At 66.7% G+C, this 14247-nt stretch carries 13 protein-coding genes; 5 read left to right on the forward strand and 8 right to left on the reverse strand.

The genetic code is table 11. The annotated features are described in order from the left end of the window. Nucleotides 1–144: 144 nt before the first annotated feature. On the reverse strand, nucleotides 145–2298 hold the full coding sequence (locus tag J0910_RS03445) for a beta-galactosidase trimerization domain-containing protein (protein ID WP_420157053.1): 2154 nt from the start codon (nucleotides 2296–2298) through the stop codon (nucleotides 145–147). A gap of 97 nt (nucleotides 2299–2395) precedes the next feature. Between J0910_RS03445 and J0910_RS03450 the strand changes: the two genes are divergently transcribed. The 3 genes from J0910_RS03450 to J0910_RS03460 all read left to right on the forward strand — a co-directional run bounded on the left by J0910_RS03450 (nucleotide 2396) and on the right by J0910_RS03460 (nucleotide 5994). Next, a complete protein-coding gene (locus J0910_RS03450; RefSeq protein ID WP_420157054.1) occupies nucleotides 2396–3160 on the forward strand; it encodes a TetR/AcrR family transcriptional regulator in 765 nt (254 codons plus the stop codon). Nucleotides 3161–3714: 554 nt separating this feature from the next. Beyond that, complete coding sequence (locus J0910_RS03455; RefSeq protein ID WP_420157055.1) at nucleotides 3715–3957, forward strand: hypothetical protein; 243 nt, start codon at nucleotides 3715–3717, stop codon at nucleotides 3955–3957. Nucleotides 3958–4386: 429 nt separating this feature from the next. Continuing rightward, nucleotides 4387–5994: a P-loop NTPase family protein gene (locus tag J0910_RS03460; protein WP_420157056.1), complete on the forward strand. Its 1608-nt coding sequence runs from the start codon at nucleotides 4387–4389 to the stop codon at nucleotides 5992–5994. A 122-nt stretch (nucleotides 5995–6116) separates the two neighbouring features. On the opposite strand, the gene J0910_RS03465 is transcribed toward J0910_RS03460, so the two are convergent. Next, on the reverse strand, nucleotides 6117–7370 hold the full coding sequence (locus tag J0910_RS03465) for a hypothetical protein (protein WP_420157057.1): 1254 nt from the start codon (nucleotides 7368–7370) through the stop codon (nucleotides 6117–6119). Nucleotides 7371–7485: 115 nt separating this feature from the next. Next, nucleotides 7486–8283: a sugar phosphate nucleotidyltransferase gene (locus J0910_RS03470; protein ID WP_420157058.1), complete on the reverse strand. Its 798-nt coding sequence runs from the start codon at nucleotides 8281–8283 to the stop codon at nucleotides 7486–7488. A gap of 30 nt (nucleotides 8284–8313) precedes the next feature. Here J0910_RS03470 and J0910_RS03475 point away from each other — a divergent pair, with 30 nt between their 5' ends. Next, nucleotides 8314–8754, forward strand: a complete 441-nt coding sequence (locus J0910_RS03475) for an NUDIX domain-containing protein (protein WP_420157059.1) — start codon at nucleotides 8314–8316, stop codon at nucleotides 8752–8754. Here the strand turns inward: J0910_RS03475 and J0910_RS03480 are convergent. The 5 genes from J0910_RS03480 to J0910_RS03500 form a co-directional block, all read right to left on the reverse strand. After that, complete coding sequence (locus tag J0910_RS03480; protein WP_420157060.1) at nucleotides 8749–10365, reverse strand: hypothetical protein; 1617 nt, start codon at nucleotides 10363–10365, stop codon at nucleotides 8749–8751. The genes J0910_RS03475 and J0910_RS03480 overlap by 6 nt on opposite strands. A 354-nt stretch (nucleotides 10366–10719) precedes the next feature. Beyond that, a complete protein-coding gene (locus tag J0910_RS03485) occupies nucleotides 10720–10992 on the reverse strand; it encodes a hypothetical protein (protein ID WP_420157061.1) in 273 nt (90 codons plus the stop codon). Further along, the gene (locus tag J0910_RS03490; RefSeq protein WP_420157062.1) at nucleotides 10989–11288 is read right to left on the reverse strand and encodes a hypothetical protein; all 300 of its coding nucleotides are present in this window, start codon (nucleotides 11286–11288) and stop codon (nucleotides 10989–10991) included. Before J0910_RS03490 ends, J0910_RS03485 begins: the two co-directional genes overlap by 4 nt. After that, the gene (locus J0910_RS03495) at nucleotides 11288–11500 is read right to left on the reverse strand and encodes a hypothetical protein (protein ID WP_420157063.1); all 213 of its coding nucleotides are present in this window, start codon (nucleotides 11498–11500) and stop codon (nucleotides 11288–11290) included. Before J0910_RS03495 ends, J0910_RS03490 begins: the two co-directional genes overlap by 1 nt. Nucleotides 11501–11614: 114 nt before the next feature. Further along, a complete protein-coding gene (locus tag J0910_RS03500) occupies nucleotides 11615–12832 on the reverse strand; it encodes a helix-turn-helix transcriptional regulator (protein ID WP_420157064.1) in 1218 nt (405 codons plus the stop codon). 1023 nt (nucleotides 12833–13855) lie between these two features. Here J0910_RS03500 and J0910_RS03505 point away from each other — a divergent pair. Further along, entirely contained in the window at nucleotides 13856–14200 is a 345-nt protein-coding gene (locus J0910_RS03505) for a hypothetical protein (protein WP_420157065.1), read from the forward strand. Nucleotides 14201–14247 lie beyond the last annotated feature (47 nt).

Genomic DNA, 14247 nt, shown 5'->3' on the forward strand with positions numbered 1-14247 from the left:
ATCGGGCCCCGACCGCGCGGGTCGGAAGCCTCCTCCGCCGCTCTCCTCTCCGGCGCGGAACGGGCGCTGTGCGCTCTTCCGCGTGCTTTCCGGCCAAGGGGGGAGGGCGGCCGCCGGCCGCCCTCCCCCCTTGGGGAGCGCCGGTCACCGGTCCGCGGCCGCCTCGAAGGCCACGGTGGCGGCGACCTCGATGCGGGGCACCGTCACACGCCAGCGGCCGCGGTCGCGGTGGACGGGCAGGCGGGTACCGGTCCGGGCCTCGAAGGCGCCGCTGATCGGGGTGTCGACGGCCAGGGCGACCTCCACACCGTTCAGCGGGATCGGTTCCTCCAGCCTCGCGATGCGGCCGAGCGGGGCGCGCATCGGTGAGTAGTTGACCACGTGTGCGATCCAGCGCTCGGGGCGGTTCCCGGCCCGCGTCTGGTGGGTCAGGGTCACCTCGGCGCTGCGGGGCGCCGTGGTGCGCAGGACCGGCTCGGGCAGGAGGCGGCCGAGCATCTGCCCGAACAGCTCGCGGTAGACCCAGTATCCGTGGTTGAAATAGCTCGTCCCGACCGGGAAGGAGAACACGCCCACCCCGCCGGCCTCGGCGACCGCGGCGTACTCGCTCGGAACACCGGAGGCCGGGACCGCGTAATCCTTGAGGTGCATGGCATCGGAGACCGGTTCGGTCAGGTGGGCGTGGACCCGGGCGCCGTCGCCCGCGATCCGCCACTGCTCGGCCCCTTCATAGAGGGCGAAGTCGAATTCGGCGTAGCGTTCCGCCTGCCCGAGGAGTTCGCCCGCGACCCGGGTGTAGGGGCGCTCGAACGGTGCCGGGCCGTGGTGGGTGCCGCCCAGGGCGGCCGGCCACAGCCGGTCGCTGCCGGCCAGGTGCGCGGCGTGGTGGGAGGCGATCACTGCGCCGCCGGACTCCGCGAAACCGTTGAGGCGCCCGGCCAGCGCGGCGTCGACCTCGACACTCTCCGGCAGCACCAGCAGCCGGTAGCGCTCCAGGTCGGCCGAGAGGTCGGCGACGTCGAACTGGACGCCGTGCTCCATCAGCAGGCGGGCGACGCCTGACACGCTCGTCCCCAGCATGTGGGCGGCCATATAGGCTTCGAGCGTCTCCTGGGGGCGCTGGAGGGCTTCCTCCAGCCCCGCGCCGTTGTCGCTGTCTCCCCCGGCGAAGAACTGCGACAGCAAAGGGCCGTCGACGACGATGGCGGCCTCGGCGACCGGGACCGCCTGCTCCAGGTAGGGCTCGAGGCGGGCGACCTCGGCGTACGCCTCGCCGATGGTGGAGTAGGTCGCGGGGTCCAGGCGCAGGCCGGGGCCGGGGTCGTCGCCGATGTCGCAGTGCAGGCCGTTGGCGACGGTGCCGGCCAGCTCGGTGCGGAGCTGCACCGGGTGCTTCAGGCCGCCGTAGTCGCCCCAATGCGTATTGAACTTGCCGGTCATGCCGTAGACCGGAACGCCCAGCGTGCGCGCGTAGCGTCCGTGGACCGGGAGGTAGTCGTAGCCCCACAGCCCGGTCGGCTGGCACTCGATCTCGATGTTGTCCAGGTGGGGGATGCGGTCTTGGGAACCGAGGACGGCGATCGTGTTGTACTCGACCTGAATGCCGGGGCGCAGGGAGCGCGTGTGCTCGCTGAGGCGGCGCACCGCTTCGGTGAACAGGTCGTTCTGGCGGCGGCGCTGGGCGTCCATGTCCAGCGGGTCCTCCCCCGCGTCGCGCAGTTCCGTCACGCAGCGCAGGCAGTAGCACTCGGCGACGGAGAACGGCGCGGGGTTGATCATGTCGAACCACATGCCGTCGACGTCGCAGCCCTCCAGGATCTCAGCGGTGTGCTGGAGGGCCGTGTCCAGCACCCCCGGGTGGGAGATGCACATCTGGGTCATGGTCGGGGTCTCGCCCACCGGCGGCGCGCCGGTGGTGCGGTCCCGCCGCATGAGCAGCCACTCGGGGTGCCGCTCGGCCAGATACTCGTCCGCCCAGACGGGGTAGATCGCCTGGACGCGGATGCCGGCGGCCTTGCAGGCCTCGACCTGGCGCACGAGCAGGTCTCCGCTCCCGGGCTCGGGCAGGTGCGGTCCGAGCCCGCTGGGGAAGTAGCAGTAGCCGTTCACGTCCTTGGCGACCACGGTGACCGCTTCGACGTGCGCGTCCTTGAGCGTCGATGCGAACTCGCCGGGGTCGAAGGCGGCGCCGACGCCCTGCACGCCCGGACTGTTGTTGAAGTCGATCATCACCTGGCGCCAGGGCCGCTGCGGCAGCTCGCGCAGCCGCTCGTCGATCCAGAGGCTTCCCGTGTCCATGCACGTTCTCCAATACTCTATATAGCGTACAGAGTAATTAGTATGTACACCATAAGATGTTTTCGAGCGCGGCACAACGCGAACATTGGAGAACGCCATGACCACGGAATACGCCGGGCAGGGGGATCCCGGTCGCACCCTCGGACTGCTGTGGGGCACCAAGGAGCAGCCCCGCCGCGGCCCCAGGCCCAAGCTCACCGTTCCGCAGATCGCCGCCGCGGCGATCCGGGTCGCCGATGAGGACGGGCTGGATGCCCTGTCCATGCGGCGGGTGGCCGAGCGGCTCGAGGTCGTTCCGATGTCGCTGTACACCTATGTGCCGGGCAAGCACGAGCTGATCGACCTCATGCTGGACACGGTGATCGGCGAGGTCCCCCCGGCCGACGGGCACGAGGGGGAGCCGCGGGCCCGGATGGAGCGGATGGCGAGGGAGGACTGGGCGTTCTTCCACCGTCATCCCTGGGTCCTGGAGATCTCCGGTCACCGCCCGGCGATGGGGCCCAACTCCCTGGCGGCCTTCGGCTCCGGGATGCGCGCCTTGTCCGGCCTGGGCCTGTCCGGCGCCGAGCAGGTCATGGTGATCAGCCTCCTCGACGGATATGTGCGCGGCATGGCCCGCGAGTCGATCGACGCCGCCCAGGCCGAGCGGCGCACCGGTGTCAGCGACGACCAGTGGTGGTCCGCCCTGCTACCGCACTGGACCGAGCACGCCGACCCCCGCCTCTCCCCGGACCTGGCCGACCCCTCGGTGGGAGCCGCCGTGTTCGGCGGGTACGAGGAGAAGTTCGATTTCGGACTCCAGCGCCTGCTCGACGGCGTCCAGGCGTTCATCGGCGCACGCGGCGCAGAGACCGGCCGATGACCCCGCAGCCCCCCGGATCCCGAGCGCGCGGGCCCGCGTTCCCGCCGCACTCGAGGCCCCCGGCGCGGCCGATGCCGCCTACCCGGAGCAGAGCCTCGGCCGGGGAGCCGGCACCGAGCCCATCCACGGCGAAACCCCAGGCCCGCGCGCCGCTAACACTGCGTTGACCTGGGGTTTCTCGGTGGGCCCCCAGGGGATCGAACCCTGAACCCGCGGATTAAAAGTTCCCTCCGATGCTTCTATCGCCAGCGCGAAATGGGTGATCTATCCCTGTTTTACGTATATTCCGCGAAGGCCAGGCGGCCCAGGTGGGCGAGGACATCGCCTATTGGCCGCCGCTCCTCATAGAGGTTCTCAAGGTTGAGAGTCCTGCTCAGAGGCCCTCTTCGGAGGAGTGGTAGCTTTCCCCCAGCTGCAGAGCGAACGCGGAGCGATCAGGAGGGATGGCTGCGTGGAGCTGCCGGTGGCGGGGTACCGAAAACGAGACTTGTCCAGGGAACGGATCTGGTGGCGCCAGGAGTGAGGAGTCCAGGCCGTCGGACAGGTCTGCTGGGATGGAGCAGACGCTGGCCGTGTGCGCACTCCCGGCGCCCTCCAACGCCTCGACCAGGGCGTGGCTTAGCGGTGACACGTTCGCCTCGGACGGTCAAACTCAAAACGAGGAACAGGCCCACCTCGCCTCGCCGGGCAGCCGCGGTGATCGTGCTTCCAAGCAGCGCGGCGAATACATCAGTTATGAGGCAGTGCCGGAATCGGTTGTAGATGGTCTGAAGTATTCGGGCATCCCCCGCCAATAGGTGAACTTTCACGCCAGGCCTTCGAACTGTGATCGTAGGTTGTGCGTGTAGGGGCGAAGGTATCGGTCGGCGGGAACGAGGCGATGGAATCCTACTCGGCGCCCCTTGGTTGTGCTCGTGTCACGGCAACCGTTCTACAGAGTATTCTGGCTGGCCGAGGCCTGAATCTCGACAGAGAGCACAACACCACAGCCCCGGCTCAAGGACAGTGAGGCTACCAAGATCAACCTGACGAGTGAGGCGTCGCGTCACCACAGAGCCGCCTGGGGCTGATGATTCGAAGAGTTCTCCCCGTTGGCGGCGACCGGAGCCTGCTCTGGTAGCCGCCTATTTTTGCTTCACGTCTAGAAACGGCACAGGTACTGTCGTACGATTGATTGAAGCGTTGGAGTTATTGCTCCACGAAGTGAATAGAGGGGAGTGTGGTGGTTGTTTAAAAAGGGTGTCCTGCAATTGGCGCTGCAGGCCGTGACTCGCGTACCTCTGCGTGCTGAACGCCAAGAGCAGGAGGCGCTGAGTGAAACATTTATTGACGTTGGCCCCGTTGCTTCGTCGCTGCGCAGGCCGGACCATCAGATCATGTATGGGCGACGTGGAACCGGTAAGACACACGCCCTCTTGAACCTCAAAGGCGAACTGGAGGCTGATGGTGTAAATGTTGTATATCTCGATATGCGCACGGCGGGTTCGGCTTCTGGTTTGTACGGATCAAGAAACGAGGGAATCGCTGAGCGGGCAACTCCGCTTTTGGTTGATGTAATCGAAGAAATTCATAATTCTCTGCTCGATTTGGCAATCGAACGGGGGAACGAAGACTTGCTTGAAGCATTGAGTGGGCTGGCTGCAGCATCTACTGAAATTGAGGTCGTTGGTCCGGTAGAACTGGAGCATGCACGACAAGAGAATAATAAGGGTGCTGATGAAGTCGCCTTTAAAGCTGGAACTGCCGGTGGTGCGAACCTGTCATACACAGTCGGCATGAGTCAGGAGAGCGCGAGCGAAGTCAGGAGTAAGGCGTCGGGAAGTTTTCAGTTCTCACTAAAATTCGGCCCGATCGCTGCGGCGCTGCGCAGGGTAGTCCGTAGAACACCTGGAAGACGTCTTTGGATCCTGGTCGACGAGTGGAGTGCTACACCACTTGACTTGCAGCCACTATTGGCCGACTTGTTTCGGCGTGCCCTATTTCCGGTCGGCGGCATCACAGTTAAAATTGCAGCGATCGAACGGCGATCGGAATTCTCTCTGAAGGCAGGAGGAGGGGAGGGAGAATATGTTGGAATTGAGCTCGGTTCTGACGCATCCCAGGATATATCACTTGACGACTACCTGGTGTTCACAGAAGAAGATGGGAGAGCAATTGAGTTCTTTTCAAATCTTTTCCATCGACATTGTGTTGCTATGTATCCGGAACTTGAGACTTCTTTTCCTGGTTCCCCGGAAGGTGTAACTAATTTCATTTGGGCAATTTGGGGGAATTGGGTATCGTTCGAGGAACTTGTTCGAGCTGCTGAAGGGATACCTAGGGATGGAATAAACATTGCAGGTCTGGCTGCCCAGCGAGCAAGTCCCCAGACTCGATATATGGAGAATGGGATATCTGTCAACGATGTGAGGGGAGCGGCTAGGGCGTGGTTTGTTCGCGATAAAGAAGGCGCGATTAAAGCGGACAAGATAGCTAGGCGAGCACTGGCCAATCTGGTCAGTTTTGCGTGTGCTCGCAGGAGGAGGACCTTTCTAGTTGAAAGGGGGTACGATTCTCACCACAGAGTCATTCGTTCACTGTATGACGCTCGACTTGTGCATATTTTGCGAAGTGCGGTGGGGCCCGGTGGGCAATATGATCTATTTGCCCTCGATTATGGTGCGTATGTGAATGCTCTCTCAGATCATGAGGCAGTGAAATCATGGAACGAACCCTGGGTGCAGAGGTGGGCTGCCCCGGATCCGGTGACGTCACCAGAGGTGCGGAAGGCGATCTTCGCGATTGACCGACTCCTCGCTAAGCCCATTGACCCCCCGCCTTCCCAAGCAGACTGACTCATTGAGGTTTCCGGGGCACGGACTTTTGGCTGGTATGCTCCTTCGCTTCTGGGGGGTAGGGTGAGCTGGGTATGGTCAGCCTAGTGAGGGATCTATAAGCGGACGCTTGAGGTTGGTATTTAGAGCTTCTTGGCGTTGTTGCTCGAAATGCTCGCCTTTGGCGTTTGGGCCGTCTCCAAAGCTTCTTTTATGGCTGCCACGGCATCTGTGAGATCGCGATAGACTTGCGTCTTTTTCTTTGTCCGCTTTAAACCGTGCTTTAGAGGATCTCGCATGTGTCGCTCGCACGCCACGAAGTCCGCATAGCCGGCCGCACACGACAGATAGACCATATCAGTAAGGTCGTTTGGGCTCCATTTTGTCCCTTTATTGAGGTGTCGGCTATGTAGCATCTCCCGAAACAAGCCGGTCGCGGGAAGCTGGGCAATCTCATTTGCGGCATGCTTGAGTGCCCAAGATTTAAGTTGCGGGATGGTTGCACCTGAAGCCCATGCCTCCTCCGCGATTTCCTTCTGAAGATCTGAAAGGAGGAAGGCGTCAATAGTTTTGCGCTTCTGCTGGGAGTCGCGATTTTCGCTGTCTAGCCAATCGCTGAACTTCTGGTTCAGGGGCGTCCATCCGGTCTCCAGGCCGGACTCCACACGTTCAGAGTCGAGCATGACGTCGATCGAGGAAACTGCTTCAGTCAGTGCTGCGATTCGAAAATCGAGAGGGGTTTTTGTGGGAATCGATTTTTGAATGGGCGTTGAGTGTCGAGCTGTAGAGTAGAGTGTGTATGGATCGAGTGTGAATACTGGGTTGGTGCGGACATCGCTGGGGCGACCCGTGTAGCGGCAGAATCCGTTGTGCAGCTCATCGCGTCGAACCTGCAATGGGTCCCGCATTTGCCAACCGCGGCTGTACTGAAGGATTGTTAGTCCTAGATAGTAGCGTTTTTCTTTGTTGAACCGCTTGCTGGTCTCATAGTAGTGGGCGGCAGAAGCGGGTAGGATGATCTTTCCCTGCTCCACCCATCTTTTGAGCTGTTGGGCGGCAGTTCGGTTCTTCTCGGTGCCTCTCTCTTCGTCATATAGGGCATTGCTTATAGCGCTCCACTGGTTCTGATCCAAGTAGACAATGAGTCGCCCGAGTAGCTGGTTGCCAGCCTTCTCGAGTGGCATCTCAAAAAGAACCTGGTCGCCACTTAAAGTGGTTGCGAGGAGCGTCCTGTAGGACGGGGTGAAGTCAATTCTCGCCAGGACGCTTGTTTCCTCGAACGGGGATGGGGTCAATGGAAGTCGGGCTTCTTTTCCATCTGAGCGTGTTAAAATCGCGCATCCCGCATTGCGATCCAATGTTATCAATACGATGGTCGGGTTGTTTTCGCTGTCCACGAGGACAATATAACGCTTTGTTCTGTTGGCGGCTACAAAAGTCCATCCCCCGTCGGGTGCAGCGCCTACTCCAGGGGGACCAGAGCGGTGAGTGGGCGGGCCAAAACTACTGTGATCAGGAGGCTTCGGGGCGAGGAGTCCCGAGGTCGGTCACCGGGGTGTTGGCGCGCAGCACCCGAACTGGCGCCGTCCGTGCGTAGGCGGCCAGGGCCAGGGACAGCTTGGGCTCCCCGCCCGGAGGGCGGTAGGAGTGCAGGAAGTCCAGGAAAGACCGGCCGACCCGTGCCCGCCCCTCAAGCAGTGCGAGGTTGTCTGGCCCGTAGCGGGCCTCAAGACCTCGAGCGGTCGGGCCGTCGGGTTTTTCCACCAGGCCGATCGCGTGATCGCCGTCGCAGACCAGCACGCCGCGGTGGGCGGCTTCGTCTCGGCTGTAGGGGCGCGCGAACACCACCGTCCCGACGTCGCCGAGATCATGCAGCGACGCGGTGGGGTGCGCGCGGGGGTAGAGGTTGTCGGAGTAGAGGACGAAGAGGTCCGTGGGGCGGCCGAGGTGGTCGTCGGCGTTGAGCACGGACGTGATGTCGCCATAGGGGCCGCGCTGGGGGATGAGCTCCAGGCTCACCCCGGGCCGGCTTTGAGGTCGGGGAGCGGTTCCGGCGAGCCGGTCGTAGGTGTCCGGTGCGTTCAGCACGCGGCTCGCCCAGGTGGCGAACTGCGAGTAGTAGGGGTGGTGGACCATGACGGCGTGCACGTTTCCCAGCTCCGCGATTTCTTCCAGGAGAAGGGCGATTCCGGGCTTCCCTCGGACGGGGAAGTACTCTTTCGGAATGAAGCGGGACCACTCGGCCCGCCGCGTCCCCAGCCCGCCCGCGGCGATGACCGCGAAATTCTGGTTTCGGGTGAACGATTCCATTCATTCGTCCCCGTTCGCTAGGGTGCCGGTATGGATGTTCGAGTGACGGGCCTCCTCGTGGAGGACGGGAAAGTTCTGCTGCTCGACCAGGACACCGACGGGCCTCGGCGGTGGAGCCTGCCGGGCGGCCGAGTCGAGGAAGGCGAGGCGCTCGGCGGCGCCCTGGTGCGCGAAATGCGCGAAGAGACCGGTATCGAGGTGGAGGTCGGGCGCCTTCTTTATGTGTGCGACCACATCGTTTCCGAAAAAGGGCTTCATGTCGTTCACATGACTTTCGAGGTGGGAAAAGTCGGCGGGGTTCTCGGTGAAATCACCGAAGGTGTGGACACCCGCCCGATCCGCGGTGTGGAATTCGTGAAGACCGGCGACCTGCCCCAGCGGGGTTTCAGCCAGCGCTTCGCCGACCTGGTCGAGGCCGGGTTCCCCGGCGCCGGCTCCTACATGGGGCCGAAGTCGGCGATCGGCCTATGACGACAGCAGCGTGATCGCCTCCCGATCGATCTCGGACAGGAGGCGGTCCCGCTCGCCCAGCGATGCGAGCCATCGGTTCAGGCGGTCGGCGACCTCGCGGGGCGGACACGGCGGGCCGGTGGAGGCGTCGCGGACCAGGCGCACTCCGACGCCGCGGGAGGCGCCGAGCAGGTGCCGGGAACGCCGCCGGACCACCTCGGCCCGGGGAGCGGGGGTGTTCCACGCGGCGCCGTGCAGGTACCGGGTCACCGGAGCCCACCCGGGTTCGCTGCCGGGGCCGTCGGCGCACCAGGTTTGCAGGTTGCCGACCCGGTGGTGCACGGCATCGGCACCTGCGCCGGGCTCGACCACGGGGGTCGCGTCCCCGAACCGGTAATCGGCGTTGCGCGCCGTAGCGCCGTCGGTGAGGCCGTCCAGCTCGGCGGCGGTCGGCAGCCGCGCGCCTTCGCGAAGGGCATAGGCGGCCGCACCCAGCCAGGTGATCCAGTAGGCCGGGTGGTGCTCATGGCCCGGGCTCACGATCCACCCGTCAAGAGCCGGGTGGAGACGGCCGCCGCGTTCGTGGGGCATCGGGATCGCCAGCAGGTGGACGCCGTCCTGGGTGGCGGTGACGCCGGCCTCGGCGAGCTCGTCGAGGAAACCGCGCATCTCGGCGTTGGAGACCAGCAGGTTGCGCCACGCGATCCCTCCAGAGGCGGGCAGATAGGCCGGCGCGATCCGCCTCGCCTTCTGCGCGGTCGGCGGGGCCGGGGCCGGCGCCTCGGCGGTGATCAGGGTGGTCCGCCTGTAGGCGTGCGCCCCGTCCAGCCAGTGCTCGACCGTCTTGGCCACCCCTGGTGCGGTGATGCCGCGGACCAGGTTCAAGCACCGGGCCGTCTCGCTTTCGACCAGGTCGGCTGCTCCCGGGCGGAGCCGGGTGACCAGCTCGTCCTTGCGCGTGGTGGTGGCGAAGGTGTCGTCGGCGACCGGAGCGGCCGCCTTGGCCGGGGGCGCCGTTCCGGTGCCGGGGAGCAGCCGGGTCACCGGGGCCATGGCGGTCGGCCGGTCGAGCACCGCGGCCTCGTAGGAGACGTGTACGTGGTCGCGGCCGTCGAGGGCTTCGGCGAGCAGGGCCGCGTTCAGAGCGATCAGCCGGGGGAGGGCGACCGGCGGGCACGGGTCGTCGTCGGGAACGAGCTCGGACCAGCGGCGGTGTTCGTCGTCTTGAGCCATGGCCACGATCCGCCGGTAGATAGCGCTGTAGCCCCAGCGCTCCCACAATCCTCCGCGGGTGAAGGAGGAGGCGACGCCCAGCGGGGAGCGCGACAGGACGACCACGGGCGCGTCCGGGAACAGGCCGAGGAAGGGCTTCGCGGTGAAGTAGAGGTTCGTTTCCTTGATGACGTGGCGCCCGCCGTGGTACTTGCTGCGCCGGAACACCTCGACCCAGTGGCTCGCCAGCCGGGACCGGGTCGCGGGGGCGGCCGGGGCGCTCAAAGGCGACAGCGGGTGGCCCCGGCCGAGCTGTTGGCGCAGCGGCTCGTTGTGCTGAACCGTGGCGTGCCGCATGGAATCCAGCACCCAGTTGGAGCCCACGCGCTCGGAGGTGCCCAGAACCAGAAGCGGGGGCATCGGCTCGGTATCCATGTCTTGTGTTCTCCAGGGGGTAGGGAGCTCGAAAAGCGTTGGAGCAGCGGGGAACGGCCGGCGTGCGCGGTGGCCCGCCCTGCCCGCCACCCGGCCGGGACGGGGTGGTACGGCGGGCAGGGTGCTCTTCCGCGGTGGATTCCATCGCCTGCGGCCGACTCGTGCCCGCTGCTGTGGCCGGACGATCGACGGCCCGGCGCTGCAGGTGTCGGGCGGTTCGAAGGGGTCACCGCAGGCTTTTGGGATGTAGGCGCCGCTCACCTGGACCATGGGAAGCCCGGCCGAGGGGAACGGCACCTGCCCGAGCCCTTGGGGAGGGAACCGCGGCTCGGTGGCCGGTCAGAGCGCTGGCGGCCCGGCAACCGGGTTCGGTTCCGGTGCCGTCGGGCTCGGTGCGGGTCGGTGCGGTCGGCCGGGGCGGAGCAGTCCGCGCGCGGTGGCGATCGCCGTGGCGAGGCGGGTGAGGTAGGCCGCGGCGTTGGGTCCGGCCAGCAGCACCTCGACGCCGTCGGCGAGGACCAGGGCGGCGCCGCCGGCTTCGGGCGCGGGCTCGGCCCGGACCGCGTCGGGGTGCAGGGTGCGGATGACGGTGCGGTTCTCGGCGGAGGTCATGCCGCCTCCCGCAGGACCGCCGCGAGCAGCCGCTGCTCACAGGCGCGTTCCTGCTGCTCCTCGGGGAGGTAGGGGCGCACCCGGGCAGGCGGGGCGAAATCGATGAGCGCCTGCTCGAGCACGTCCACCCTGGATGCGGCGAGGACGATGTCGGCGTTGGCCTTGTGCCGGGCCGCATACGGGGCGGGGGCACCGTGCTCGTAGGTCAGTGACCAGTGGGCGGTGTGGCGTAGTGCCACGTCGCAGAAGGCGTAGTAGTCCGGGATTCGGCGGGGTTTGGGAGCGGCCGTGGCCATCACCGCTCCCCCTCCGCGGCCTCCAGGAGCTTGCGCAGCTCCCGCACCGTCCGGGCGGTGAGGATCTGGCCGGCGCGCTCCGCTCGCCAGTCTCCGTGCCCTTTGAGGAGGTCCCGGCTGATCTCCCAGCCGGGGAAATCCGCGGCCAAGACCTCGGCGTCGGTCGGCCACGGCCCGTGCAGCTGTTCACGCTCCATCGCTCGGGTCCTCATAGCTTCTCCTTGATCGGGGTAGGCACGAAGCTACGGAACGTGAAAGAGGGGAAACAGAAACGGGGCGCAGCCTTTCGGCTGCGCCCCGAATCAAAGGGATATGGCGCGTATCCCCTATAGGGGAACCCCCAAGAAGTCGGCCATCTCGCGCTGCTCAGAGTTGGGCATCCGCTTCGGCGCGGCCAGGATGTCCTCGGCGATTTCGCGGGCCGCCTGCTGGTAGCGCAACCACTCCGGCGCGTCCTGCCGCAGCTCCTGCAGCACCTCCAGCGCGGCGCCCGGATCACCAGTCTGAAGATGGGCCTTCGCCCGGTCAATGCGGTGCCGGTTCACGCCGGTCTTCAACTGCTCGCCCACATCGCCCGGAACCTCTCCGGACAGCTCCAGCGCCTGGTCGGGGTGGCCTGTGATCAGCTTCGACTCGATGGTCTTCAGCCGCACCGTGGTCTTGCCGAACATCAGGTGCTCGGCGGTGTCCACCTCTCCGCGCAACCGGGCCGCCGCCGAGGCCGCCATCGAGTGGAACTCCTCGGACTCTGAGGGCCGATTGTTGCGCGCCGCCGCCGCGCCGGCGCGCAGCAGCAGCCATCCCCAGGCCGACAGCTGCTCAGGGGTGGCCCGCGACATCCGCGGCTCGATCTCGTCGGCGGTGCGCACGCACAGCGATTCCACCTCGGAGAAACGGGCCTGCCTCATCAGCGCCCACGCCTGGGAAGAGATCGCGGCCGCGGCGAGCGGCTGGTCGCCGATCTCCAGGGCGTCACGAAGGCTGTCGCGCAGGGCGGTCAGCGCGAGGTCGTGCTGGCGTACCTGGATCAGGTACCGCCCGGCGACACCGAGGACGTCGGCGCGCAGGTGCCGGGCCCGGTCGCGATCGCGACCGTCGAGCTCGCGGACGTGCAGGTGGGCCGATCGGATCACCGAGGGGGCGAGCCTGGCGACCTCGTCGTAGCGGTCGGCGTAGTAGGCCGCGGATACCGACTGGGCGGCGCGGCCGAGCATGGTGAGGTCGGGCTCGTCGGCGCCGAGGTCGAGCAGCGGTTCCCCGGTGATACCGGTCGGAGGGTTGATGGCGGCGCGGATCGCGGCCAGGGAGGCGTCCTGATACTCGTCGCCGGGGGTGGGGGCGGTAGGGGTGGCGAACGCGAGGGTGGTCTTGCCGAGGGCTCGCGCGATCGCGTTGAAGGTCTCCATCCTCGCGCTGCCGCCCTGCTCGATCTTCTTGACGGTGGCGAGGGAGAGCCCGGCAGCCTCGGCGAGGCGCTCTTGGGTCATGCCGCGGCGGCGGCGCAGCTCTCGTATCCGGTCACCCGGATTGATATCGTGGCCCATAGTCAGGTCCCGTCCTTCTGGGGGTTCGCGCTTCCCAGAGTAGGTCGGGGCCTTTTCCGTGTCAGGGCAAGCATGTCGGCATCTGCGAACCGGCCACGCCCTGACGGTCGTCTCCGGTACTCGGTCCAGGTACCCGGAGAAGGCGCTGGCGAGGCCTGTGGCTGGCGCGCTTCGGAGGTGTTGTGCCGGCTGGTCCTGCACCGAGGTTCTTTTCCGGTTTCGCTTGAAGAACCTCGTCGAGCAGAGCGCCCATGGCCCCCGGGGGGCGCCGCGCGGGGCGGCGCCCGGGACGGAAGGTGCTCACGATGACGCCCATGGCGCTGCCCACGACCACGCAGGACACCGGGCCGCTGGGGTTGGTGCGGCCGGTGCCGCGCGGTTCGACCGCGCCCCTGCGGGCGTTCGGCGGCCAGCGGCCCCGGACCGCCCCCGGCCGAGCCGCGGGGGCGGGGTGGGCCCGCACGGCACCGGCGGGCCAGCCGGGCGGGGAGGGGGCGGCGGGGTGTGTGGCGGGCTGTGGTGGCCGTAGGGCCGTCAGAGCCGGGGAGCCGTCCCCGGGGGCGGCTCCCCGGGGGATGCGGGCGGTGTGGGGCCGCTGGTGGGCGCGGTCGCGGGCCCGGGGCGGGGCCGTTTCGTGGAGCGAATCGAGCTCGAGTCAAGCTGAAGAGCGAGCGCGGAGCGCGCAGACGGCGAAACCCCAGGCCCACGCACCTTCTATAGGGCGCTGACCTGGGGTTTCTCGGTGGGCCCCCAGGGGATCGAACCCTGAACCCGCGGATTAAAAGTCGCCGTGATGACGTATCGGGCGATGACGCCTGATGTCGGACCCTCTCGTTCCCGCACGTAGCTGCCCTATCGGGTGTGCCATTCGGTGCCGTTCTCCCCCCATTTGTTCAGGCCGTTCTAGGACGTCCGGGCTCCCTGCGGGCTCCCTGGGCTCCCCGAAGTAGGACGGCCCCGACCTGGTGATTCCACCACCAGCCGGGGCCTGAACCCCCACCTGAACCAGCAGGAAGGCATCCGATGCGCAACCTTCCCTCCGCTCCGGCGGCGCCGCTGTGCCTCGCCACCGCTCCGCTCCCCGCCAACGTGCCCTACGTCCTGACCGAGGTCCCCGGCGGGCCCGTGCTGATCACGGTCCGCGCCGGCATCGGCGCCGCCCAGCTCGCCGCCGCCTTCCGGCGGACCCTCACCGGGCCGGTGCGCCCCTGGGCGTTCGCAGCCCTGGGCATGCCCGACCCCGACACCGCCCCGCAGTCCTACGAGGAAGCGCGGCGGCGGCTGTGCGGCCGGGTGGTCGACGCGGCCGCGGCGGAGCAGCGGGAGCAGGACGGCCGGCCGTGCCCGCGGCCTCACGGCGCCGGGTAGGGCTATCAGGGGCGAAGCCGGTGGTCTGCGGCTGATCCCCTGACACG

It is taken from the genome of Nocardiopsis oceanisediminis (assembly GCF_048595525.1).
In the GTDB taxonomy this organism is placed as follows: Bacteria; Actinomycetota; Actinomycetes; order Streptosporangiales; family Streptosporangiaceae; genus Nocardiopsis_A; species Nocardiopsis_A oceanisediminis.